General features: G+C 34.2%; 22 protein-coding genes and 1 rRNA gene. 15 read left to right on the top strand and 8 right to left on the bottom strand.

What is annotated here, in order from left to right:
- Positions 1 to 81: 81 nt before the first annotated feature.
- Positions 82 to 1635, bottom strand: a complete 1554-nt coding sequence (locus C8C85_RS13530; protein WP_410501041.1) for an SDR family NAD(P)-dependent oxidoreductase — start codon at positions 1633 to 1635, stop codon at positions 82 to 84.
- 215 nt (positions 1636 to 1850) lie between these two features.
- On the opposite strand from C8C85_RS13530, the gene C8C85_RS13525 reads away from it, so the two are divergent.
- Both C8C85_RS13525 and C8C85_RS13520 read left to right on the top strand, forming a co-directional pair.
- On the top strand, positions 1851 to 2630 hold the full coding sequence (locus C8C85_RS13525; protein ID WP_116797528.1) for an O-methyltransferase: 780 nt from the start codon (positions 1851 to 1853) through the stop codon (positions 2628 to 2630).
- Between the two features lie 23 nt (positions 2631 to 2653).
- Positions 2654 to 3283: a carbonic anhydrase gene (locus tag C8C85_RS13520; RefSeq protein WP_116797527.1), complete on the top strand. Its 630-nt coding sequence runs from the start codon at positions 2654 to 2656 to the stop codon at positions 3281 to 3283.
- Positions 3284 to 3647: 364 nt separating this feature from the next.
- Here the strand turns inward: C8C85_RS13520 and C8C85_RS13515 are convergent, their stop codons facing one another.
- Positions 3648 to 4322: a hypothetical protein gene (locus C8C85_RS13515; protein WP_116797526.1), complete on the bottom strand. Its 675-nt coding sequence runs from the start codon at positions 4320 to 4322 to the stop codon at positions 3648 to 3650.
- 460 nt (positions 4323 to 4782) lie between these two features.
- Here C8C85_RS13515 and C8C85_RS13510 point away from each other — a divergent pair, with 460 nt between their 5' ends.
- From C8C85_RS13510 to C8C85_RS13475, 8 genes are all read left to right on the top strand, one after another.
- A complete protein-coding gene (locus C8C85_RS13510; protein ID WP_116797525.1) occupies positions 4783 to 5499 on the top strand; it encodes an ABC transporter ATP-binding protein in 717 nt (238 codons plus the stop codon).
- Positions 5500 to 5564: 65 nt separating this feature from the next.
- On the top strand, positions 5565 to 6422 hold the full coding sequence (locus C8C85_RS13505) for a RimK family alpha-L-glutamate ligase (RefSeq protein ID WP_116797524.1): 858 nt from the start codon (positions 5565 to 5567) through the stop codon (positions 6420 to 6422).
- Between the two features lie 57 nt (positions 6423 to 6479).
- Positions 6480 to 7049, top strand: a complete 570-nt coding sequence (locus C8C85_RS13500; protein ID WP_116797523.1) for a cob(I)yrinic acid a,c-diamide adenosyltransferase — start codon at positions 6480 to 6482, stop codon at positions 7047 to 7049.
- A 182-nt stretch (positions 7050 to 7231) separates the two neighbouring features.
- Positions 7232 to 7453 (top strand): DUF2795 domain-containing protein, encoded by a 222-nt coding sequence (locus tag C8C85_RS13495; RefSeq protein ID WP_007138072.1) that lies wholly within the window; start codon positions 7232 to 7234, stop codon positions 7451 to 7453.
- A 96-nt stretch (positions 7454 to 7549) separates the two neighbouring features.
- A complete protein-coding gene (secA, locus tag C8C85_RS13490; RefSeq protein WP_116797522.1) occupies positions 7550 to 10891 on the top strand; it encodes a preprotein translocase subunit SecA in 3342 nt (1113 codons plus the stop codon).
- A 248-nt stretch (positions 10892 to 11139) separates the two neighbouring features.
- Positions 11140 to 12288: an acyltransferase family protein gene (locus tag C8C85_RS13485; RefSeq protein ID WP_116797521.1), complete on the top strand. Its 1149-nt coding sequence runs from the start codon at positions 11140 to 11142 to the stop codon at positions 12286 to 12288.
- A 37-nt stretch (positions 12289 to 12325) separates the two neighbouring features.
- Entirely contained in the window at positions 12326 to 12685 is a 360-nt protein-coding gene (locus C8C85_RS13480) for a DHCW motif cupin fold protein (RefSeq protein WP_116797520.1), read from the top strand.
- Positions 12678 to 13970 (top strand): DUF389 domain-containing protein, encoded by a 1293-nt coding sequence (locus C8C85_RS13475; protein ID WP_116797519.1) that lies wholly within the window; start codon positions 12678 to 12680, stop codon positions 13968 to 13970. The genes C8C85_RS13480 and C8C85_RS13475 overlap by 8 nt, the downstream gene beginning before the upstream one ends.
- Positions 13971 to 14227: 257 nt before the next feature.
- On the opposite strand, the gene C8C85_RS13465 is transcribed toward C8C85_RS13475, so the two are convergent.
- Positions 14228 to 15691, bottom strand: a complete 1464-nt coding sequence (locus C8C85_RS13465) for an aminoacyl-histidine dipeptidase (RefSeq protein ID WP_116797518.1) — start codon at positions 15689 to 15691, stop codon at positions 14228 to 14230.
- A gap of 147 nt (positions 15692 to 15838) precedes the next feature.
- Here C8C85_RS13465 and C8C85_RS13460 point away from each other — a divergent pair, with 147 nt between their 5' ends.
- Positions 15839 to 16900, top strand: a complete 1062-nt coding sequence (locus tag C8C85_RS13460) for a DUF3810 domain-containing protein (protein ID WP_116797517.1) — start codon at positions 15839 to 15841, stop codon at positions 16898 to 16900.
- 1 nt (position 16901) lies between these two features.
- On the opposite strand, the gene C8C85_RS13455 is transcribed toward C8C85_RS13460, so the two are convergent.
- The gene (locus tag C8C85_RS13455) at positions 16902 to 18077 is read right to left on the bottom strand and encodes a lactonase family protein (protein ID WP_317046348.1); all 1176 of its coding nucleotides are present in this window, start codon (positions 18075 to 18077) and stop codon (positions 16902 to 16904) included.
- Positions 18078 to 18396: 319 nt separating this feature from the next.
- On the opposite strand from C8C85_RS13455, the gene C8C85_RS13450 reads away from it, so the two are divergent.
- Positions 18397 to 18900, top strand: coding sequence for an RNA polymerase sigma factor (locus tag C8C85_RS13450; protein WP_111409049.1), 504 nt, complete (start codon positions 18397 to 18399; stop codon positions 18898 to 18900).
- The gene (locus C8C85_RS13445) at positions 18897 to 19550 is read left to right on the top strand and encodes a hypothetical protein (RefSeq protein ID WP_116797516.1); all 654 of its coding nucleotides are present in this window, start codon (positions 18897 to 18899) and stop codon (positions 19548 to 19550) included. Before C8C85_RS13450 ends, C8C85_RS13445 begins: the two co-directional genes overlap by 4 nt.
- 32 nt (positions 19551 to 19582) lie before the next feature.
- Here the strand turns inward: C8C85_RS13445 and C8C85_RS13440 are convergent, their stop codons facing one another.
- Together C8C85_RS13440 and C8C85_RS13435 are read right to left on the bottom strand one after the other, a co-directional pair.
- Complete coding sequence (locus C8C85_RS13440) at positions 19583 to 20392, bottom strand: lysophospholipid acyltransferase family protein (RefSeq protein ID WP_116797515.1); 810 nt, start codon at positions 20390 to 20392, stop codon at positions 19583 to 19585.
- A 97-nt stretch (positions 20393 to 20489) separates the two neighbouring features.
- Positions 20490 to 21143 (bottom strand): NUDIX hydrolase, encoded by a 654-nt coding sequence (locus C8C85_RS13435; protein ID WP_116797514.1) that lies wholly within the window; start codon positions 21141 to 21143, stop codon positions 20490 to 20492.
- Positions 21144 to 21235: 92 nt separating this feature from the next.
- Here C8C85_RS13435 and C8C85_RS13430 point away from each other — a divergent pair, with 92 nt between their 5' ends.
- Together C8C85_RS13430 and C8C85_RS13425 are read left to right on the top strand one after the other, a co-directional pair.
- Positions 21236 to 21673, top strand: coding sequence for a DUF4268 domain-containing protein (locus C8C85_RS13430; RefSeq protein ID WP_116797513.1), 438 nt, complete (start codon positions 21236 to 21238; stop codon positions 21671 to 21673).
- Between the two features lie 90 nt (positions 21674 to 21763).
- Positions 21764 to 22408, top strand: a complete 645-nt coding sequence (locus C8C85_RS13425; RefSeq protein WP_116798487.1) for an endonuclease III domain-containing protein — start codon at positions 21764 to 21766, stop codon at positions 22406 to 22408.
- A gap of 287 nt (positions 22409 to 22695) precedes the next feature.
- Here C8C85_RS13425 and C8C85_RS13420 read toward each other — a convergent pair whose 3' ends face one another.
- Together C8C85_RS13420 and rrf are read right to left on the bottom strand one after the other, a co-directional pair.
- Positions 22696 to 23100 carry a T9SS type A sorting domain-containing protein gene (locus C8C85_RS13420; protein ID WP_116797512.1) on the bottom strand — a complete coding sequence of 135 codons (405 nt, stop codon included), beginning with the start codon at positions 23098 to 23100 and terminating at the stop codon, positions 22696 to 22698.
- Between the two features lie 258 nt (positions 23101 to 23358).
- Positions 23359 to 23468, bottom strand: a 5S ribosomal RNA gene (rrf, locus tag C8C85_RS13415).
- Positions 23469 to 23547 lie beyond the last annotated feature (79 nt).

Below are 23547 nucleotides of genomic sequence, written 5' to 3'. Positions count from 1 at the left end.
CTAAGCTAGTAAAATACAGCAATAAAAAACCACAGCAAAATCCAATTATGCTGTGGTTCTTTATTTATAAAATATCAAATTTTACCAAGCAATCGGTCGATAATCTTTCAAGAATTTCCCGCACCAGTGTTTTCCTGTATTGATTCCGTCAAATAAAGGATCCATAACCCGAGCCGCTCCATCCACAATATCCAATGGTGGTTGAAAATCCTGTTCTTCCTGTTTTCGTTTGGCCAGTTCAGCTGGATCTTCATCGGTTACCCAACCAGTATCTACCGCATTCATAAAAATTCCGTCTTTTGCAAGAGTTCCTGCGGCAGTGTGTGTGAGCATATTCAAGGCGGCTTTGGCCATATTGGTATGTGGATGGCGGTCTTCCTTGAAATCACGATAAAACTTCCCTTCCATAGCCGAAACATTAATGATATGTTTTTTGCCCGTATTGTCTTTCTTCATTACTTCCGATAGACGGTTACACAACACAAAAGGTGCAACTGAATTCACTAGTTGTACTTCAATCATTTCAGTAGTTTCTATTTGACCTAATTTCAATCGCCAACTATTTACTTTGCGCAAATCGACTTGTTGCAAATCAGCATCCAGTTCCCCTTCGGGAAAAACTTCTTGTGTGACCAATGCATTATCAAATGAATATGGAATTTGTGATAATTTGGCAGAAGCCCTTAAACCAATTCCAGGTTCGGGTCCGTGCCAAGTTACCGGCATATTTTGATTCGAAGAAGCTCCTGCAGTCAATACTTTTAATTCTTCTAAACAATTGGCATGATCCAATAATAAATCTTGTGCTAGCTGTGGCAAAGAAGCAATTGGACACTCCTCATTTTCCATTAAATGAGTATAGAATCCTGCAGGTCTTCTCACGGTTTGTGCGGCATTGTTGATCAGAATATCCAATCGCCCGTATTTTTGTTCTATGAAATTGCAAAAAATCTCCACGCTCGGAATATGTCTCAAATCCAATCCATGAATTTTCAGGCGGTGTCCCCACTCCATAAAATCCTCTTCTTTGGAAAAACGCAATGCCGAATCCACTGGAAAACGAGTCGTAGCAATTACAGTCGCTCCACCGCGCAAAAGCATCAAAGTTATATGGTAACCAATTTTCAGGCGAGAACCCGTAATCACTGCAATTTGTCCTTTCACATCAGCCGTTTGAAAACGTTTGGCATAATTAAAATCGCCACAATCAGGACACATTGAGTCATAAAAATGGTGCATTTTGGTAAACTCCGTTTTGCACACATAACATTTTCTAGGCGTTTCAAGTTCCAACTGTTCTTTAGAAGCTAAATCATTTGATGCCAAAAGTTTTGGAGCTATAAAAACACTTGCTTCTCTTGCAGAACGAATTCCAGTTTCCTTACGTGCCGTTCTGTCTTTCTTTTCCTGCTTGCGTTTGGCCAATGCTTTTCCGTCCTTTTTTCTTTTAGCAAACTCATCTCTATCAGGACGTGAAAATTGCCCAGCTGCTTTGATTAAAGCGGTTCGTTGCTCTTTTGGTATTTCAAAAATCTGATAGGTATCCGTATTCAATTGCGTCAAAATAGCGATGCATTGATTTATTTCTTCCAATGTTATTGCTTTCCTGTCCTCTATTATTTCCTCCATCATCATAAAAATTCTGTTTCTGTTCGTGGGTAAATTCCAAGGGCGCAAAGATAGTCTTTTTAAAGTCTTAAAGTTTCAAAGTCATAAAGTCAAAAGCTGGAAATCACACCAATATCTTTATTTTTTTGACTCTTTAATAATTTTCGACTTTATGATATTGGACTTTGGACAATTATCTTAGTATCTTCGCCAATCGTTTATAAAACCTTGATTGAGCTTTTATGTTATTCCAAATCAAATCCTATATTAAATTTCTTTGGCATTCCAAAAACGAACACGCCGTGCATTCACCATTTGTATTTAGCTTATTGACCAACTGTTTTTATAACAAAAAATTCAAATCGGAATATGTTCTTTTACGACAGTACCGAAGCGAACTTCTGCAAAACAAAAACACCATTGAAGTTACTGATTTTGGAGCGGGTTCCCGTGTTTTTAAATCCAATACGAGACAGATTGCGCAGATTGCCAAAACAGCAGGGATTTCAACCAAACGAGCTCAATTATTGTTTCGGATTGTGAATTATTTTAAGCCATCCTCGATTTTAGAAATAGGAACATCTTTAGGATTAGCCACTTCTGCCCTATCTTTAGGATATCCAGAAGCAAAACTCACAACGCTAGAAGGTTGTCCGGAAACGGCAAAACAAGCTCAGTTGCAATTGCAGAAATTTAATTTCAATAATGTAGAATGTGTCGTTACTGAATTTAAAAGCTACTTAGAAATCTGTAATCTAAAATCTGTAATCTATGATCTGATATACTTCGACGGCAACCATTCAAAAAAAGCTACCATAGAATATTTCGAATTACTATTACCTACGATAACCAACGAAACAGTATGGATATTCGATGATATTCACTGGTCATCAGAAATGGAAGAAGCTTGGGAAATCATAAAAAATAATCCGAAAGTAACCGTAAGTATTGACACATTTCAATGGGGACTGGTTTTCTTCAGATACGAACAACCCAAACAGCATTTTATAATTAGAACTTAACTTTTAAAATTTAAAATCACACCATGGATATCAAACAAATTTTTGAGAACAATAAAAAATGGGTTGTCAAACAACTCGAAATGGACGAACATTATTTTGAAAAACTCTCAAAAGGACAAACTCCTGAATTTCTCTATATTGGCTGTTCAGATAGCCGAGTTTCTGCCGAAGAGCTTATGGGATTAGAACCTGGAGAGGTTTTTGTGCATCGCAATATTGCCAATATGGTCCCCAATACAGATCTAAATTCCATGTCGGTTATCAATTATGCGGTAGTGCAATTAAAAGTTAATCACATTGTAGTATGTGGACACTATGGCTGTGGCGGTGTACTTGCTGCCATGCAACAATCCGATTTGGGAATTTTAAATCCCTGGCTAAGAAACATTAGGGACGTTTACCGAATCCATCAAAAAACACTTGATGCAATAACTAACGAAGAGGAAAAATACAAAAGACTGGTCGAGTTGAATGTCCAGGAACAATGTATCAATGTCATAAAAACTGCCGAAGTTCAAAAAGCATTCAAAGAAAGAGGTTTAAGAGTATATGGTTGGATTTTTGATATACACAGTGGTAAATTAATTGATCTGAACATCAACTTTACAGAAATATTAAAGGACATCACTAAAATTTACAAAATTTCGAACTAGCAATCGGTCAATTCATTAAAATCTATTCAATTTATAACAAAAAAAAAGACAGTCACCCCCATGACTGTCAATTTTCATTTTGAATAACTAAATCTATAATAAATTATAGAACAAAAACTTTTCAAAATACAAAGTTAGAATAGATAACCTTAATCGTCCTTATAAACTTTTAATAAAGCAAACTTAAAGTATAAGAATCAAAACACAAAGAAAAAAATCGTTAAAATTCACATAAAATAGACAAAATACACTATTTTATATTTTTAACAGTTATTTAGCTACTAAATTAACAAAACTTGAATTAATATTTTCTTAAAAAATGACAACCATTTCTGATTGCCATTTTCATTGAATCAATATTTAATTACCCTTTTGCTTTTGCCATTTCATCAGATTTAGCCCCCATTCTATTCAAAGTATACATTGGTGCAAATTTCAATTTCAATGCAGCAATTTTATGGTTATCGCTTGAAGTAAGACCTTCATTTTCCACAGTGTTTTTTCTGCTGTCCAATGCTTCATACATCAACTTCACTTCGTCCCAATCCTCACGAGTGTAACTATCTTTGTTTTTATGGGCTGTATCCACAAACATTTGATAAACACCAAGTATATTTTTGGCATTTACCCAGTTAAAATTCATATCATTCCCCACTTTTCCTTCTCCAAAAAGTGCATTTCTTAATCGTTGTTTTGGGCTATCAGCAATTTTAGCTTGATTTACAGCTTCTTCTTCAGCTATCATTTTAGCTTTCAATTCTTCATATTTCGCTCTACTAGCATTAATACGCTCTTGTGCTTTTATATCCTCTTTCAAATTCTGCAAAGCTGCTTCTGCTTCTGCATTTCGTAATTCATAAGTAGCTTGAATAGATTCCCAATTTTCTTTTGTCGCTACAGAGTCCATTTTTCCTAATGAATCAACATAGACAACATAAGTTTCTACTGACTTCTCAGCTTGTATTTTTTTTTCATCCTTACAAGATGAAAATCCCAAAGCAATTACTGCCATTCCCAATAATAATTTTCTAGTTTCCATAATATTATATTTGTTTTACATTTCTTCATCAAATTTACCCCAAGTCATATCATATATAATTTATATGTGGTAATTATATAAACAATCAAAAAAATTCTGAAACAAATGAAAATCAGACAGTAATGATACATTTGGGCGTGACCCTCCGTAAAAACTACGGGTCGTGCTGTTCGTTCCCGCTTTTATTGAATTGCACCTTAAAAAGCGGTGCAATTCAATAAAGAGCTCCACTGCCATCACTCACGCAAAAAACTGCTATCAAACAAATTTGATTTAAATAAACACTTTAACATTAGAATTAATCTCAGCCACGATGATATTGCATCCAATAAGATTGTAACAAAAATCCAACTATAACTACTTATCATAAATTAAAAAGTCTTTTGTACTTTTAAAACCGAAAATCAACAATCTACACACGAGCCCAAAGGGCGAACTGGCCAAGCAATCCAATATTCTTATGAAAAATCCACTTATAAAAATTACCAACATCAAACGAGACTTTGTACTTGGAAACGAAATTGTATATGTATTAAAAGGTATTGATTTAGAAATTAATAAAGGAGAATATGTAGCCTTAATGGGGCCTTCGGGATCTGGTAAATCTACACTAATGAATTTATTAGGTTGTTTGGACACACCTACCTCCGGAACTTACATTCTAAACGGAAAAGATGTGAGTCACATGAAAGACGACGAATTGGCCGAAATTCGAAACAAAGAGATTGGTTTTGTTTTTCAAACGTTCAACCTTTTACCTAGAACAACTGCACTTGATAACGTGGCTTTACCCATGATTTATGCAGGCTATTCAAAAACAGAAAGGAATTTACGCGCGACCGAAGTACTGAATCAAGTAAATCTAGGCGACAGAATGGACCACCAACCCAATCAACTTTCAGGAGGGCAACGTCAACGTGTGGCAATCGCCAGAGCATTGGTCAACAAACCTTCTATTATTCTCGCCGATGAACCAACGGGAAATCTAGACAGTAAAACTTCTTTAGAAATAATGAAACTTTTTGGAGACATTCATGCCAATGGAAACACCGTAATCCTAGTAACTCACGAAGAAGAAATCGCAGCATACGCTCATCGTGTTATTCGATTGAGAGACGGAATCATTGAGAGCGATAGCGTGAAGGAACAGTATCGCGAAGAAACAGTATATAAATAAATCAGCTTAACACTTTTAGAATTACCCTCTAAATAATTCCCCAAAACCTTAGAACCTAAACGCAAATGACAATTGGTTTACTTACCTGTGAAAAACTTCCTGATTTAACAATCTCAGATCAACAATTAATTCCAGAACTAGCCAAACACAACCTCATTGCTAAAGCGGTAATTTGGAATGACAAAAAAATCAATTGGAGTGATTTTGATTATCTAATCTTTCGCAATACTTGGGATTATTTTGAGAAAGAAACCGAATTTAATCTGTGGCTCAACCAAATAGAACAATTGGGTATTAAAACGCTCAATCCAATTGAGATCATTAAACAAAACAAGCATAAATTTTATTTACGCGAAATGGAAAAGGAAGGAATTTCTATTCTTCCCACTATTTTCATTGACAAAACCGAACACCTAATTCTTGGCAAAATAATTCCAAAACATTGGGAAAAAGCAGTTTTAAAGCCGGCTTTTTCTGCAGGTTCCTATCAAACAACTGTTTTTGATGTATCAGATATTGAAAAAACTAATGACGAATACACAAAAATAGCTCAAGAAAAAGAATTGCTTTTACAGGAATTCATACCAGAAATCCAAACATTGGGAGAAACCTCTTTTATCTTTTTCAATAAAACATTCTCTCATGCCGTCAATAAAAAACCAATTGATGGTGATTTTAGAGTGCAATCCCAATTTGGAGGGAGATACACTTTAATACAACCAAGTCAAGAATTAATAGACAAAGCACAAAAAGTCGTAAATACTTTTCATCACAAATTATTATACGCCCGAGTTGATGGAATTGTAATTGGTACTGAATTGCATTTAATGGAAATAGAATGTATCGAACCTGATTTGTATTTCAACATCAGTGAAGGAGCACTAGAACGGTTTGTTTCTTCAATAATCGAATTAATAAAGTAATTTTGTTTTTCAGACGAGCTGAAATCTAAATTCTAAATTCATAAATCTAAAATTAGAATGAAAGTATATACAAAAACCGGAGATGGTGGAACTACTGCTCTTTTTGGAGGAACCCGCGTACCAAAAGACCATGCCCGCATAGAAAGTTATGGAACTATAGACGAACTGAATTCCTATATTGGGCTTATTCGTGACCAGGAAATAAACAGTCACTACAAAGAAATCCTAATTGAAGTACAAGACCGCCTTTTTACCATAGGTGCAATTCTGGCAACTCCACCTGAGAAAGAGGTGATGAAAAATGGAGAACTTCGATTAAAAAAACTTGGAATAACGGAAACCGACATCGAATTATTGGAAAATGAAATAGACACTATGGAAGAAGCACTCCCACCAATGACTCATTTTGTTTTACCCGGCGGACACCAAACTGTGTCATATTGTCATATAACTAGATGTGTTTGTCGTCGCGCAGAGCGACTTGCCGTGCATTTAAGTCATAATGAACCAGTTGCCGAAATAGCCATTAAATACTTAAACCGACTTTCTGACTACCTTTTTGTATTGGCACGAAAGTTGTCTTTAGATTTGAAGGCTGATGAAGTGAAATGGATACCGAGGAAATAAGTATTCAGTTTGCAGATTGTAGTATACGGTATTTTAGAATAGATTTTCACTTTTAAAATCTGGAATCTCCAACCTTAAATCTTCTGTCTGAAAATACGTTCTTAACTTTAAAAAAAATAAATCATTTTTTACTTGTCTTTTTCAGTAAAAAATTTATTTTTGCACAAACTAAATCGACAAATATGTATTGGACATTAGAATTAGCATCCTATCTAAGCGATGCACCGTGGCCTGCTAACAAAGACGAACTTATTGACTACGCTATTAGAGCAGGAGCTCCATTAGAAGTAGTAGAAAACCTTCAATCTATTGAGGATGAAGGCGAGATATATGAATCAATGGAAGAAATTTGGCCAGATTATCCTACGGACGAAGATTATCTTTGGAACGAGGATGAATATTAAAAAAAGTAAACCAAGAAAAAGTCTCAAAAGAGGCTTTTTTTTTGTTTAATTTTACACAGATATACAAGTTACATTAAATAGAAATAAAAATAAATCATGAGTTTCATAAACAGTATTATTAAAATCTTTGTTGGAGATAAATCTGAGAAAGATGTCAAAGCTTTACAACCGTATTTAAATAAAATAAAGACTTTTGAAAGTGCTTTGCAATCCTTGTCACATGACGAATTAAGAGCTAGAACAGCTTTTTTTAAAGAAAAAATAAAAGAAGCTCGTGCCGAAAAAGATGCCAAAATTGCCGCTCTTAAAGTGGAAGTAGAAGGTATTGAAGACATTGACAAACGCGAAGATATATATCTTGCTATTGATGCTCTTGAAAAAGAGGCTTACGATATATCTGAGAAAACACTAATGGAAATTCTTCCTGAAGCTTTTGCGGTTGTGAAAGAAACAGCAAGACGTTTCAAAGATAACTCACAAATAGTAGTTACCGCTACCCCAAAAGACAGAGAACTTTCTGCTACAAAAAGTTATATTACACTTGATGGTGATAACGCTATTTGGGCTAACACTTGGAATGCAGCCGGTAAAGAAATTACTTGGGACATGATTCACTATGACGTTCAATTAATTGGCGGAATGGTTTTGCACGAAGGTAAAGTTGCCGAAATGCAAACAGGGGAAGGTAAAACATTAGTGGCGACTTTGCCATTATACTTGAATGCCTTAACAGGAAACGGTGTGCATTTGGTAACTGTGAATGATTACTTGGCCAAACGTGATAGTACTTGGAAAGCACCTTTATTCGAATTCCACGGAATGACCGTTGATTGTATAGATAATCACCAACCAAGCACTGAAGCAAGAAAAAAAGCATATGAAGCCGACATTACTTATGGTACTAACAACGAATTTGGTTTTGACTACCTAAGAGATAATATGGCACATTCGCCAGAAGATTTGGTTCAAAGAAAACACAATTACGCTATTGTCGATGAGGTCGATTCTGTTTTAATTGATGATGCCCGTACTCCTCTTATCATTTCAGGACCAGTTCCTCAGGGAGACCGTCATGAATTCAATGAGTTGAAACCAAAAATTGAAAACTTGGTAGCGTTACAACGTCAATTGGCTAATGGTTTTCTTGCTGAAGCTAAAAAATTAATCAAAGAAGGAAATACCAAAGACGGTGGTTTCTTATTATTGAGGGCTTACAGAAGTTTACCTAAAAACAAAGCGTTGATCAAGTTTTTGAGTGAAGAAGGAATTAAACAATTGCTTCAAAAAACCGAAAACTCTTATATGCAAGACAACAATCGCGAAATGCCAAAAGTGGATGAAGCTTTGTATTTTGTAATTGAAGAAAAAAACAACCAAGTAAGTTTAACGGATAATGGTATCAAATTCCTTTCAGGAGATACTGAAGAGAACTTTTTTGTACTTCCAGACATTGGAACTGAAATTTCTATTATCGAAAAGAAAAAGTTAGATAAAGATGCCGAAGCAGAAGAAAAAGAAAGATTGTTCCAAGATTTTGGTGTAAAAAGTGAGCGTATTCACACTTTGACACAACTTTTGAAAGCATATAGTCTTTTTGAAAAAGATGTGGAATATGTAATCATGGACAACAAAATTATGATTGTCGATGAGCAAACAGGTCGTATCATGGATGGTCGTCGTTATTCTGACGGTTTACACCAAGCGATTGAAGCCAAAGAAAACGTAAAAATCGAAGCTGCTACACAAACATTTGCTACCATTACATTACAGAATTATTTCAGAATGTACAACAAATTGGGTGGTATGACTGGTACAGCTGTTACCGAAGCTGGTGAGTTATGGGAAATCTATAAACTGGATGTAGTGGAAATTCCAACCAACAGGCCAATGGCTCGTATAGACAAAGAAGATTTTATATACAAAACAACTCGTGAAAAATTTAATGCAGTTATTGAAGATGTAACTGAATTGTCAAATGCCGGAAGACCCGTTCTTATTGGTACCACTTCGGTTGAGATTTCAGAATTATTGAGCAGAATGTTGAAAATGCGTGGTGTAGCTCACAACGTATTGAATGCAAAAATGCACAAACAAGAAGCACAAATTGTTGAAGAAGCAGGAAAACCAGGAGTAGTGACTATTGCTACCAACATGGCTGGTCGTGGTACCGACATTAAATTATCTCCCGAAGTAAAAGCTGCTGGAGGTTTGGCAATTGTAGGTACAGAACGTCACGATTCTCGTCGTGTTGACCGTCAGTTACGTGGTCGTGCTGGTCGTCAAGGAGATGTGGGAAGTTCTCAATTTTATGTTTCTCTTGAAGATAACCTAATGCGTTTGTTTGGTTCTGAAAGAGTTGCCAAAGTAATGGACAGAATGGGATTGCAAGAAGGAGAAGTAATCCAACATTCGATGATGACAAAATCTATCGAACGTGCTCAGAAAAAAGTAGAAGAAAACAACTTTGGTGTTCGTAAACGTTTATTGGAATACGATGACGTAATGAATGCTCAACGTGAAGTAGTTTACAAACGTCGTCGTCACGCCTTGTTCGGTGAGCGCCTAAAATTGGATATCGCCAATATGCTTTATGATACTTGCGAACTAATTGTTGACGAAAACAAAGCTAAAAATAGTTTCAAAGATTTTGAATTTGAAATTATTCGTTATTTTTCATTTACATCACCAGTAACACAAGAGGATTTTTCCAAATTAACTGAAATTGAAATCACAGGTAAACTTTATAAAGCGACACTTGAATTTTATACTCAAAAAACAGAAAGAAGCGCTAGAGAAGCTTTCCCTATCATCAAGAATGTTTACGAGGACAAAAACAACCATTTTGAGCGCATTGTAGTTCCTTTTACAGATGGAATAAAAGTATTCAACGTTGTAACTGACTTAAAGAAAGCATACGAAACTGGAGGAGCTCAACTGATAGCCGATTTCGAAAAGAACATCACTTTATCTATTGTTGATGAAGCTTGGAAAAAACATTTACGTAAAATGGACGAATTGAAACAATCAGTTCAATTGGCAGTTCACGAACAAAAAGACCCATTGCTTATTTACAAATTAGAAGCGTTTAACTTGTTCCGCGGTATGCTTGATAATGTGAATAAAGATGTAATTTCGTTTTTATTCAAAGGTGATTTGCCTGCTCAAAATGCTCCTGTTATTGAAGAAGCAAGAATCGAGCGTAAGGTTGAAGATTACAAATTAAGCAAAGACGAAATTCCAAATAGTGAAAGTGCTAATCAAGAAGCTGGACAAACGCAACAAAGACAAGTAACTGAAACTATCGTTCGCGACCAACCAAAAATAAATCGTAACGATACGGTTACAATACAAAATGTAGCCAATGGTCAAACACAGGAAATGAAATACAAAAAAGCCGAAAGCTTAATAGCTAGCGGAGCTTGGGTTTTGGTTTCTTAATAAAACATAAATTTGATTTGAATCCCCAATTACGAAAGTAGTTGGGGATTTTTTTTATTCCTGCATATCGATTCAAAATTATAAATCATTAAAAAAATATAAAATAAGTTTAAATTTGAACTATAACAAAAAGTTACATACAAGACTAATCCCTTAAAAAAATTGATTTGGAGTGCTTATTGGATCTATCTTGAGTTACCTACAAGTTTTTAATACCCAAAACCATCTGAAAAATTATTTGATATAAAATGCCTAAAACATCCGATACTATCCGCTTCTATCGACCAGAACTCGATGCCTTAAGATTTTTCGCCTTTATGTGTGTTTTCTTTTTTCATTTTATGGACTATGTTCCTGTCGATCAAAAAACACAACCAATATTTTACACTTTTTGTACTGCTGGGGCATTTGGCGTTCCAATTTTTTTTCTTTTGAGTTCTTTTTTAATTGTGGAACTTTTGCTTCGGGAATTAAAAAAAACGGATACAATACATATAAAATCATTCTATACTCGTAGAATATTGCGCATTTGGCCACTCTATTTTGCGGTTTTTATTGGATTAATTATTCTTGGGCAATTCATACCTGGCGTGGCTACCAATAAAGTATACGCCTGGTTGGCGTTTCTGTTTTTTTATGGAAACTGGTATATATTTCATTTTGGATGGATTGGCGGCCCAATAGATCCGCTTTGGAGCATTGCTGTAGAAGAACAGTTTTATATAGCTATTCCGTTATTAACGAAAATGGGAGGACGAAAACTGCTAACCAAAGTTAGTATTGCTTTACTAATAGTATCGTACGCCTTATGTGTTTATTATGCAAAATTGCAGTATAGCGGCGAAAGCGGACAATGGTTAAATAGTTTTTTCCAATTTCAATTTTTTGCTGCCGGAGCTTTATTAGCAATTTTCCTTAAAGGAAGAATTCCTAAATGGACAATATCAATTCGATTCATTCTTTTCATAATTGCTTTGTTTTGCTGGTTCTTTGCCGTTTATGGATTTGGTGTAAAAAGCTATGATGGGCATCCGACTGTTTCTGGGGCAATTCTTGGTTGGTTACTGGTTTTGGGAGGTTCAACTCTATTTTTCTTAACGACACTGGGTACACCTCAAAAATTTATTCCAAAGAGTTTAGTCTATTTAGGCCGTATTTCATTTGGGTTATATATGTTTCATTCGCTCGTTTTTCATCTCGTTTTCAATAATTTTAAGACTTATTGGGAAAAACCACTGTTGCACTGGAAATTTTCTTCAATGACAATATCAGTAATCGGTACTATTCTCGTTTTTGTATTTACAGTTGGTATGGCAAGTTTATCCTACCGCTATTTTGAGCGACCATTTTTAAAACTTAAGGAACGATTTGCAATAATAAATTCTCGCCCCGAGTGAAAATAAATTTGTCTAAAAGGAATCTAAAAAAAATCAAATGAACATATCTTTTCAAACCATAGATTGGGACAATATTGAGACTACCGAACATAAAGGAACTGCAGGAATAGCCTACTGGCAAACAGTTCTATTAGATGGTCTACGTATTCGAAAAGTGATTTATTCGGATAATTACAAAGCAGATCATTGGTGTCAAAAAGGCCATATTGTACATTGTTTGGAAGGCGAATTCAGTAGCGAATTAGAAAATGGAGAAATTTATAAACTCACCCAAGGTATGACCTACATTGTTTCAGACGATTTGAGTTCGCATCGTTCCGTGACCGCAAATCAAGTTACTTTATTAATCATTGATGGAGCATTTTTAAAATTAAACAAAGAGAATCAAGATGAATAAAATAATACGGAAGTTTTTAAACTTCATCGACCTTCAAAAAGGAGAAGAAGACCAAAAAAAAGTACTGGAAAACATTATCAGCAATATCTCTTTTCGTGGTTCCAATTTATGGATCTTGGCTTGTGCTATTGTTATTGCTTCTGTGGGACTCAATGTCAATTCAACTGCTGTAATTATTGGAGCGATGTTGATTTCGCCATTAATGGGACCTATCGTAGGGGCCGGTTTTGGATTGGGAATGTATGATTTTGAATTGGTGAAAAAGTCAATCAAAAATCTTGCGATAGCAACAATTGTCAGCTTAATAGTTTCGACGCTTTACTTTTATATTAGCCCATTCAAAGAAGTTCAATCAGAACTTTTGGCTCGTACTTCACCAAACATATATGATGTTTTAATTGCATTTTTTGGGGGATTGGTTGGTGTTATTGCAGTTACCAGAGTTGAAAAAGGAAATCCTATTCCGGGAGTAGCAATTGCCACGGCTTTGATGCCTCCTTTATGTACAGCCGGTTATGGTTTGGCAACCGGGAATTATTTGTTTTTTGGAGGAGCGCTGTATTTGTACACTATCAATTGTGTTTTTATATGCATTGCCACTTTTATTATTGTGAAGTTTTTAAAATACCCAATTGCCAAACAAATTGATTTGAAACATCAAAAGCAGGTGAAACAAGGAATTACAGCACTTCTTCTAATCATGATTATTCCAAGTGTATATTTTGCTTATCGATTATTTGACGAAAAAAAATACATACAGCGAACTGAAGAATTTATCGAAAAGGAATTTCCTCAAAAAGAATACACTCTTATTTATAAAAAAACAGACTATAATACTAATCCAAAAATTATACAATTGGCTTTTTTATCCAAAAAATTCAGCCCTATCGAAATTAAATCTTTCAATCAGAAATTAAAAGAATATGATTTAATGAATACACAACTCTTAATCAAACAGGACACTTTTGATTTAAAAAATGATATCCTAAATACCATTAATAGTCATAAAAAATCTGGAGCCGATAAAGACGAATTGATTAATGATTTACAAAAAAAGATATCAAATTATCAAGCCAACAATACAAAAGTCAGTAATGAAGTTATTATTTTATTCCCTGAAATTAAACCAATTGCTATCACACAATATGCTAGCAAAAACAAAACTATTCCAGTACTTTTATACAAAAGCAAAACTGAATTAAAATTGGATTCTAAAAAAAAATTAACGCGTTGGCTTAAGCAAAGATTGGAAAAAGATAGCGTAGAAGTTTACAGACAACGGTAATGATCTACTATCGAATCAAAAAAATGGGTATCTTTACTAGACTATATTCAATTATTAAAAAACAACTAAAAATATACTATTATGTCAAAAAGTCAAGACGCTAAGAAAACCGTCAAAAAAGAGCCTCTTAAAACCGCTAAAGAAAAAAAGGAAGAAAAGAGAGAAAAGAAAAATAGCCCAAAAAGGGATTAATTATTGATATTGAAAAACCCTCGCTTATTGCTAAACGAGGGTTTTGTATTTATTAATTTTCTTAATTATTTAACTGGAATATTTTTTAAAATTTCCAATACAAATTTCCAATATTTTTGGGCAGAAGAAATACTTGCTCTTTCATCGGGTGAATGTGCGCCATGAATAGTTGGTCCAAAAGAAATCATATCCATATCAGGATAGTTTGTTCCTAAAATTCCACATTCTAATCCGGCGTGACAAGCCGCTACATTTGGTTTTTCACCGTTTTGTTTTTCATAAATGGAAACCAAAACATCTAATATTTCAGACTTAGGATTTGGTGACCAACCTGGATATGAACCAGAGAATTCCACTTCGCAACCCATTAATTCAAATGCTGAACGCAAAGCATTGGCCATATCAAATTTGGACGATTCCACAGAAGAACGTGTCAAACATTGAACAGAAAGTTTCCCCTCTCCCAGCGTTACTTTTGCAATATTATTAGAAGTTTCAACTAGATTGTCAAAATCTGCACTCATTCTATAAACGCCATTGTGAGCGGTATACATCGCTCTAACAAAATAAAACTGTGCTATCGTTGGCATTACCGTTGCCGGAACAGTGTCTAATTTTTCAAAAACCACTTCTAGATTAGGCTCAGTAGTTTGAAACTCTGCTTTGATTTCGTTTACAATTTGTTGCATATCAAATACAAAAGCTTCGTCGTAAACAGCTGCAATAATTACTTTCGCTGTGCTTTCACGCGGAATTGCATTACGAAGACTACCTCCGTTAATTTCAGAAATTTGCAATCCAAAATTATCAAAACCATCAAATAATAAACGGTTCATAATTTTGTTCGCGTTACCCAAACCTTTGTGAATATCCATTCCTGAATGTCCACCATTCAATCCTTTTACCTTTATCGTATATGCAACAGAACCTTCAGGAGTTTCTTCTTCATCATACTCTGCAGTGGCCGTAACATCCATTCCACCAGCACATCCAATACCTATCTCATCATCCTCTTCGGTATCCAAATTCAATAAAATATCTCCTTTAAGAATTCCTCCTTGCAAATTCAACGCTCCTGTCATTCCAGTTTCTTCATCTATGGTAAACAAAGCTTCAATTGCTGGATGCGGAATATCTTTACTTTCTAAAATTGCCATAATAGTCGCAACACCAAGACCGTTATCTGCTCCAAGAGTAGTTCCTCTGGCACGAACCCAATCCCCGTCTACATACATATCGATTCCTTGTGTATCAAAATCAAAAACAGTATCTGCATTTTTTTGATGCACCATATCCAAATGTCCTTGCAACACAAGAGCTTTTCTGTTTTCCATTCCTGGAGTTGCAGGTTTGCGAATAATCACGTTTCGGATTTCATCTTCAAAAGTTTCTAGTCCCAAACTGGTACCGAAGTCTTTCATAAACTCAATTACACGTTCTTCTTTTTTGGAAGGACGAGGTACCGCATTTAAATCGGCAAATTTGTTCCAAAGTGCTTTTGGTTCTAGATTTCTTATCTCTTGACTCATTCTCTTGTATATTTTTTAATTAAAAACGTTTAAAATAATAAAAGCTCAAAGTTACAAACTCCTAAAGCTAGTTTTATAAAAGTTTTAAATTATTTTAAAATAAATAATCCACCAAAATTTGTTTCTTTACAATACAATTTATAAAAAATGAAACGAAGTTACATTCTCCCCTTATTCTTGTTGATACAAATTGTAATCTTAAAAATCATTCGGTTTTCCCCAGAATGTGTAGAACGTTTTTACAGCAACGGATTGTATGTTTATCTATCAAAATTTTCGAGAATTGTTTTGGGAAAAATTCCTTTTTCAATAGGTGATTGTATTTATTTTATTCTGATTTTACTCGTTTTAAAATGGTTTTGGAAAAACAGAAAGTCTTGGAAAGAAGAATGGAAAAATAATCTCTTAACTATTTTGAGTGTTCTTTCGGTGTTTTATTTTTTCTTTCATTTCCTTTGGGCATTGAATTATTATCGTGAACCGTTGTTCGAAAAAATGAACATTGAAAGGGATTATACCGATGCCGATTTATTGACTTTTACCAAAAAATTAATTGCAAAAACGAATGCTATCCAAAGTCAAATTACCAAAAACGACAGTTTGAAAGTAGTATTTCCCTATTCCCAAAACCAAGTTTTTGAAATGAATCAAAATGGGTATAAAAACCTGTCTAGAGAATATGATTTTTTTACCTATTCCCATTTGAGTATTAAGAAATCCCTTTTTAGTTTGCCACTCACCTATATGGGTTTTGGAGGCTATCTGAATCCGTTTACCAATGAAGCACAGGTAAATTATTTAGGACCAATGTACAGTTTTCCGATGACCACAAATCATGAAATGGCCCATCAGATGGGATATGCCAGTGAGAGCGAATGCAATTTTATTGGCTTTATGTCTTCCATAAAAAATGACAATCTGTATTTTCAATATTCAGGATACAGTATGGCTTTGCGTTATTGTCTGGGTAATTGGCAAGTACGAAACGAAGAAGTATTAAAACAATTACTCAAAACCGTCCATCCCGGTATTTTAAAAAATTATCGGGAGAGTGAGGATTTTTGGGAACAATACCAAACTCCAATTGAAACGGGTTTTCATATTTTTTACGATCGTTTCCTAAAAATCAACCAACAAAAAGATGGTATGGACAGTTATAGCAAGTTTGTGAATTTAATGGTGAACTATTATAAAACTAGGGCATTATAATTTACAAGTATTCTTTAATTTGTACACAAGAAGCATTTTTTACTTTTGTATTTGTTGAACATTTCTTTAATAATCCTGTAACCGAATCTCTTTTAAAAACCACTACATTTCCTGTAGATTGATTCGCCACTATTATAAATTTTCCTTGGGAATCAACGGCAAATATTCTTGGTGTTCTTCCAAAAGTAGGTTGATATCCAACTGATCTTAATGTTCCATCATTTTCTATCGAAAAAATGGCAATGTTATTTTCCTCACCACGATTGGTTACATACAAAAAAATTCCATCAGGAGAAACATGAATATCTCCACTATTAAATCCTTTTTTAAACTCATCAGTATGAGATGCAATTCTTTGAATACTATCTAATTTTCCATTCGCGTATTTATAAACACTTACTGTTCCTGTGAGTTCTTCAACACAATAGGCAAATTTCCCATTGGGATGAAATGTAAAATGCCTTGGTCCACTTCCTAATACAGCTTGAGTAAATGGATATGAAGTTTCTTGAAGCGGTTGTTTTTGTAAACTGTCAAATTGATAAGATCTGATTTTATCCGCACCCAAATCAGGTAAAAAAATAAAATCATAATTGGGAGAAAATACGCTTGAATGAACATGAGAACGATCTTGCCTTTCTTTATCAATACTACCTTCTAGATAGGAGAAGGTTTGAATAATTGGACTTATTTTACCATCCTCCGTTAGGGAATGAACAGCGACGCTGCCTTCTGTATAATTAGCATTTACAAGCCATTTTCCGTTTTTATGAGCAGATAGATAAACTGGATTTTCACCACCACTTTTTTGACTGTTAATAAATGTCAAAGTCTTATTCTGAGGTTTGAATTCAAAACTGCTGACACTTCCTGCATTTTGAGTTTTGGTATCTGTGCAGGCATAAATATAGTTACCGTTTGGAGAGACCGTTAAATAAGAAGGATTTAAAACATTCTTGACAGTTGTAATTTTCTTTAATTGACCTGTTACAGTATCTAATTTGAAAACATAAATTCCTTTTTTGTCTTTATTAAAGTTATAAGAACCGACAAATACATACGTATTTTGCGAATAAAAATTAAAACTGATAAATAATGCAAACAGAATTGTAAATATTGATTTAAGCTTTTTGGAAATTGTGATTGGAATTCTTGAAAGGAAATTTGATAGTTGCAAAATTTTTGTTTTATGTATTTCAGAGTTGCTAAGTTATATTATTTTAATTAGGTTTGGGACTGAACATTGGTCTCATAAACTGGAAATATTTTTTAATTTTTATTTTCCTTTGGAAAGATATTATGAAAAAATAAATTTCTGGATTAGCCCCGATGGAAGCGGCATCCTTTTTATCTCGTCTTTTCGAGATAAAAAGATATAGCGCACAGCGGGAGTAATGCAGTTATGAATGATTAATTTGTGCTCCTAATTATTGTAATTTATTTAAAATAAAAAAACTGTTTTGTAACAAAATGTGCGGGTGTCGTACTAATGGGATATGAGTGAAAATCTAGAACCTTCTTTTGTCAAGCAATTGCAAGAAAACCAGAATATAATCCACAAGATTTGTCGATTGTATACTGCTGGTGAGGATGCTCATAAGGATTTGTTTCAGGAAATCACGATTCAGTTGTGGAAAGCTTTTCCGAAATTTAGAGGGGAAAGTAAATTTTCGACTTGGGCTTATCGAGTCGCCTTGAATACGGCAATTACTTTGTATCGAAAGAGTAAGCGCAGCATTGCAACCGTTGAGTACGAAGGGAGACAACATTTTACGCATGACATAGAATATAATTATGAGGAAGAGGAGCAGTTGAAATTGATGTACCAAGCAGTTTATCAGCTCAATGATATTGAAAAAGCGTTAGTATTTATGTATTTGGAAGACAAGGATTATACCGAAATATCGGAAACTTTAGGGATTAGTGAAGTGAATGCAAGGGTAAAAATGAATCGTATAAAAGGGAAATTAAAAAAAATATTAAATCCATTAGGCGTATGAAAGAGTTGGATTTATTGAAAAAAGACTGGAAAAAGAACGCAGCTTCTTTTGAGCAGGTATCGGAAAATGAGATTTACAAAATGATTCATAAAAAATCATCTTCGGTAGTGAAGTGGATTTTTATAGTGAGTATCATAGAACTTGGATTAGGGTTGGTATTGGGATTGGCCTTATCGTTTACCAAATACGATGAGAAAAACATGGAATTAATTAAACATTTGGGTGTTTATGGCTACTATATAGCAGCTACTGTCCTATTGTATGCTGTTATTCTGTATTTTATTTTCAAGTTTTACACTATGTACCGTAAAATTGCAGTTGATGACAATACCAAAAAACTTATTTCAACGATATTAAAAACGAGAAAAGTAGTGAAGCAATACATCGCGTTTAACTTATCGTTTTTTGCTGTGTTTTTTATTGTTTTTGGAGGCTATTTATTTTACGAAGGCTATTTGGAAGGAGCTTCAAAAAATGGCGTGATTCATCCCGAAATGCCTTTACACATTGCCTTGATATCCTTGATTGTATTAATTTTGGCTACAGCGATTTTTACCTTTGCATTTTGGTTGATTTACAAATTAATCTATGGTATTTTATTAAAGCGTTTGCAGAATAACTTCGAAGAATTGAAGAAAATTGATTTATAAAAAAAAGAGACAATATGTCTCTTTTTTTTATTTTAATATTCCCATTGTCTCTTTTTATTCAGTTCTTCTTGCTCCTGCAATTCCTCTAGTGGAATGACTTTCAGAAAAGATGGATGTTGCTCAATGGCGAATTCTACCATTTCAACAATTTCATCAATGGAATCATTATCATAATCAATGGCCAAAGGCTCTTTGATGACAAGTGACTGAAGAATACCCTTCTTTTTCATATACAATCCTTTCTTGCAAAACGAGCGTCGAAAACCATCAATTACAATTGGCACAACTATAGGTCTGTGTTGTTTTATGATGTGTGCAGTTCCTTTTCGAACTGGCTTAAAAGACTTGGTTGTTCCTTGCGGAAAAGTAATTACCCAACCATCAGCCAATGCAATCTTAATATTCTCCGTGTCATTTGGATTTACATCCTTTTTTTCGGTTACATCCTGTCCTTTGGCACGCCAAGTACGTTCTACGGTAATAGCGCCAGCATAAGCCATGATTCGAGGCAGTAAGCCAGCTCTCATAGTCTCTTTGGCAGCCACATAGTAAATATTCAATTTGGGATTCCACATATACCAAACATTTTTAATGGAATCTTCACGCCCGCTTAAACTGGCATTAAACACATGAAACATCGCTGTTACATCTGCAAAATAAGTTTGATGATTGGAAATAAAAAGAACGTTTGTATCAGGAAGCTTTTTAATAATTTCAGAACCTTCAATTTGCAGTTCATTAAAACCACGATAACGCCTGTGGCTAATAAATCCGAAGATTCTAATCAACCATTTTTTTATAAATAGTATGTGTCCAAAAGGATTTCGTTTAAATAATCCCATAAGATTGATTGTTTGTTTTTAGATTTGGGATTGCAAAATTACGATTATTTTTCCTTTTTTAATATTAAAAGGCGATGCTTTTAACAAAACTAACCATTCAAAAATTGATTTTATTCAAAACAGAATTCAAAACAATTTTTAATTCGCTTAACATCATGGCTGTCGCTCCCCAAACAATGTGATCCTCAATTTTGAACGCAGGCACCTCAATGGATTTTGCATAAGATGTTGTCATTTCTGTATTGACTACAATGGAATCACTTAAAAAAGTAGTCAATGGCAATTCAATTATGTCTGCTACTTCGCTAGGATCAGGATAAAAAGCTATTTCATCCCTGCAAATTCCCAAAAAAGGGTAAACCATAAAATTACTCGGAGGTATGTATAAATGGGTAAACGCTTTTAGCACTTCAATTTTATCCTGATGAATTCCGATTTCCTCGTAGGTTTCTCTTAATGCTGTCTGCATAAAATTGGCATCTTCCTGTTCATACTTCCCTCCCGGAAAAGCTATTTGGGAAGAATGAACTCCTTTGTATGAATTTCGAACAATCAAAACCAAATGAGTTATACTGTCTTTAGGATAAAATAACATCATAACTGCAGCATTTCTTGGCTTTATTTCATTAAAATTTATTTTTTTTGTAATTTCAAGACGCTGTTGCGGTACCATAACATTATGGGCAGCCTCACCAGGAAGATTTACAGCATCCAAATGAGGAACAATTTGTAAAAAATCTTGAAAATCCATAATCAAAGGTTATTTTTGCAAATAAAATAATATCTAAATATACTTTAGAAATAAGTGCCAAACAAATTTTTAAACATCCAAAACCCAACAATATGTACAGCAAAGAAGAAAATCAAAAACTAAAACACGAATTTTGGGTCGAATTTGCACAAAAATATCCAAGAAAATGGGTCTTGTATGATACTAAAATCAAAGATTTCTCTTTTAAATTTTATGTCGAAAACACCAAAGCCCAAGTACATATCGATATCGAAATGAGAAATCCAGAATTGCGTATTCAATATTTTGAAAAACTCCAAGCATTAAAAAACATACTCGAGGAAGAATTTGTCAAAGATTTGGTTTTTGAAAAAAACCACACTCTAGAAAACGGAAAAACCATTAGCCGTGTTTGGGTCGAGAAACTAAATGTTAGTGTAAGCAACCGCAAGTATTGGGATGAGATATTTGATTTTTTCCATGAAAAAATGAATGCTCTGGAACTATTTTACTTCGAGTACGATGAATTTATAAAAGATATTGAGATCTAAGATTGCTGATTAACGAGTGCTGATTTGAGATTTAAAGCAGCAGAACGAAATCTACAATCAAAAATCGTTAATCCTAAATCAAAAATCAAAATGGATTTATTTAGAGAAACAAATGATTGGGAGACTAAATTAACCCCAATTCTAGAAAGATACAAAGACCGAAAACATCCACTAGATTACCAAAATCTATATCAACTGGTCGTTATGGTCGTCCTTTCGGCTCAAGATTCGGATGCCAACATTAACAAAATAGCCCCTTCCTTGTTTGAAATTTTTCCTAATATGGAAAATCTGTCTATTTCCAATGTTGATGCATTAATACCTCATATTTCGAAAGTTCGAAATTTTGGAACCAAAGCCAACTGGTTAATCGAGATTGCACAAATAGTCCAAAAAGACGAAAACATTCCTTTAACAATGGCAAATTTAACAGCCTTGAAAGGAATCGGACGAAAATCTGCCAACGTTATTATGCGAGAAGCTGGAGTTCCCGCCGAAGGAATCATTGCCGATTTACACGTTATTCGCGTCTCCCCTAGAATTGGATTAATCCCAGAAACGCAGGACGGTAATAAAGTCGAAAAACTACTCATGCAAATTTTACCAAAAAACATTTGGCGAGAAATTGGCATGGCAATTTCATTTCTGGGTAGAGAAATTTGCAGACCACAACCAAAATGTGAAGAATGCCCAATTAATACAATTTGTTTGTATTATAAAACCAATAAAAAATAAAGAGTTATATTCTTCTTTAAAAGCTTCCCAATTTTCATCCTTATTATTATGGCATGTCCCTGCGGGTCGGGCTGTCCATTGTATTCCCAATTAACAAAAACTACGCCAAAAGGCCTTGTTTTTCTAAATCAGGAGATGCCATTTCCATCCCTCATGCGATCGCGTTTCCATAACCGTATTTAGTATTTAATGATTAAATTTAGTATTGTCCTATAAACAAAAAAAAAGCCCCAAAGAGGAGCTGTTTTTTGTGATTTCGAAGTAAGCACTTTTTTTAAATAACCCAATTAATTCACCGTGGCCACATTTTGGTTTTTCATTTTCAGATCCCCTTTGTACACCTCGGCCACTGATTTTCTCGATAGTGTAGAAACCTCATTGGTGATCACAATCTCGTGCGTCACTTTCTTTAGATTGGTTTCCACTTCCAGGAAATAAACCCCGTCAGGAAACTCCTCAAGGCTGTAGGTTTTCAAAATCCCTCCTTTGCCGGTGGCTATTTCAGAGTAGATTACATTATGAGATTTATCGTAGATTGTTACATTGGCTTTCTGAATCTCATTTACCGAAAAACTAATTTCTTTACCGGTTCCTTTTTTTACATTAAGTAAAAAATCACCATCGATTGCATAGCTACTCATCGTAGTCATCGCTACCAATACCACCAGACTAAGTTTTAAAATCGCTTTCATAATACTGTTGTTTTAAATTAGTAATAATTTCTATTGCTAAAGTAGTATCATAATTCTGTTTAAAACACAACTGCATTTTCCGATACAAATGCTATTTTAACCTTACGAAAACGATATATTACATATTAAGACAATTTAGTATCTATCTAGGGTAATTTTGAATAGTTTTTAAAATTGCTATTTTTATAAAATCCGCTAAAAACCTAAAACTTTTATAAAACAAAAAACCCCGTTTCTTTCGAAACGGGGTTTTGTAAAAAAAGGCAGCGACATACTCTCCCACATAACTGCAGTACCATCTGCGCAGGCGGGCTTAACTACTCTGTTCGAGATGGGAAGAGGTGAGCCCCGCCGCAATAACCACCTTAAGTCGTTATAATTGCTTTGGGCAATCTTTATTTTAATTAACAATTGACAATTATCAATTCATAATTAAAACTAATATCT

This window comes from Flavobacterium sp. 103 (assembly GCF_003096795.1).
In the GTDB taxonomy this organism is placed as follows: Bacteria; Bacteroidota; Bacteroidia; order Flavobacteriales; family Flavobacteriaceae; genus Flavobacterium.
This window is presented reverse-complemented; position numbering and strand designations above follow the sequence as displayed.

Coding starts and splice junctions, on each gene's coding strand:
- C8C85_RS13530 (WP_410501041.1), bottom strand. CDS start 1,635: ATGATGATGGAGGAAATAATAGAGGACAGGAAAGCAATAACATTGGAA.
- C8C85_RS13525 (WP_116797528.1), top strand. CDS start 1,851: ATGTTATTCCAAATCAAATCCTATATTAAATTTCTTTGGCATTCCAAA.
- C8C85_RS13520 (WP_116797527.1), top strand. CDS start 2,654: ATGGATATCAAACAAATTTTTGAGAACAATAAAAAATGGGTTGTCAAA.
- C8C85_RS13515 (WP_116797526.1), bottom strand. CDS start 4,322: ATGGAAACTAGAAAATTATTATTGGGAATGGCAGTAATTGCTTTGGGA.
- C8C85_RS13510 (WP_116797525.1), top strand. CDS start 4,783: ATGAAAAATCCACTTATAAAAATTACCAACATCAAACGAGACTTTGTA.
- C8C85_RS13505 (WP_116797524.1), top strand. CDS start 5,565: ATGACAATTGGTTTACTTACCTGTGAAAAACTTCCTGATTTAACAATC.
- C8C85_RS13500 (WP_116797523.1), top strand. CDS start 6,480: ATGAAAGTATATACAAAAACCGGAGATGGTGGAACTACTGCTCTTTTT.
- C8C85_RS13495 (WP_007138072.1), top strand. CDS start 7,232: ATGTATTGGACATTAGAATTAGCATCCTATCTAAGCGATGCACCGTGG.
- secA (WP_116797522.1), top strand. CDS start 7,550: ATGAGTTTCATAAACAGTATTATTAAAATCTTTGTTGGAGATAAATCT.
- C8C85_RS13485 (WP_116797521.1), top strand. CDS start 11,140: ATGCCTAAAACATCCGATACTATCCGCTTCTATCGACCAGAACTCGAT.
- C8C85_RS13480 (WP_116797520.1), top strand. CDS start 12,326: ATGAACATATCTTTTCAAACCATAGATTGGGACAATATTGAGACTACC.
- C8C85_RS13475 (WP_116797519.1), top strand. CDS start 12,678: ATGAATAAAATAATACGGAAGTTTTTAAACTTCATCGACCTTCAAAAA.
- C8C85_RS13465 (WP_116797518.1), bottom strand. CDS start 15,691: ATGAGTCAAGAGATAAGAAATCTAGAACCAAAAGCACTTTGGAACAAA.
- C8C85_RS13460 (WP_116797517.1), top strand. CDS start 15,839: ATGAAACGAAGTTACATTCTCCCCTTATTCTTGTTGATACAAATTGTA.
- C8C85_RS13450 (WP_111409049.1), top strand. CDS start 18,397: ATGAGTGAAAATCTAGAACCTTCTTTTGTCAAGCAATTGCAAGAAAAC.
- C8C85_RS13445 (WP_116797516.1), top strand. CDS start 18,897: ATGAAAGAGTTGGATTTATTGAAAAAAGACTGGAAAAAGAACGCAGCT.
- C8C85_RS13440 (WP_116797515.1), bottom strand. CDS start 20,392: ATGGGATTATTTAAACGAAATCCTTTTGGACACATACTATTTATAAAA.
- C8C85_RS13435 (WP_116797514.1), bottom strand. CDS start 21,143: ATGGATTTTCAAGATTTTTTACAAATTGTTCCTCATTTGGATGCTGTA.
- C8C85_RS13430 (WP_116797513.1), top strand. CDS start 21,236: ATGTACAGCAAAGAAGAAAATCAAAAACTAAAACACGAATTTTGGGTC.
- C8C85_RS13425 (WP_116798487.1), top strand. CDS start 21,764: ATGGATTTATTTAGAGAAACAAATGATTGGGAGACTAAATTAACCCCA.
- C8C85_RS13420 (WP_116797512.1), bottom strand. CDS start 23,100: ATGAAAGCGATTTTAAAACTTAGTCTGGTGGTATTGGTAGCGATGACT.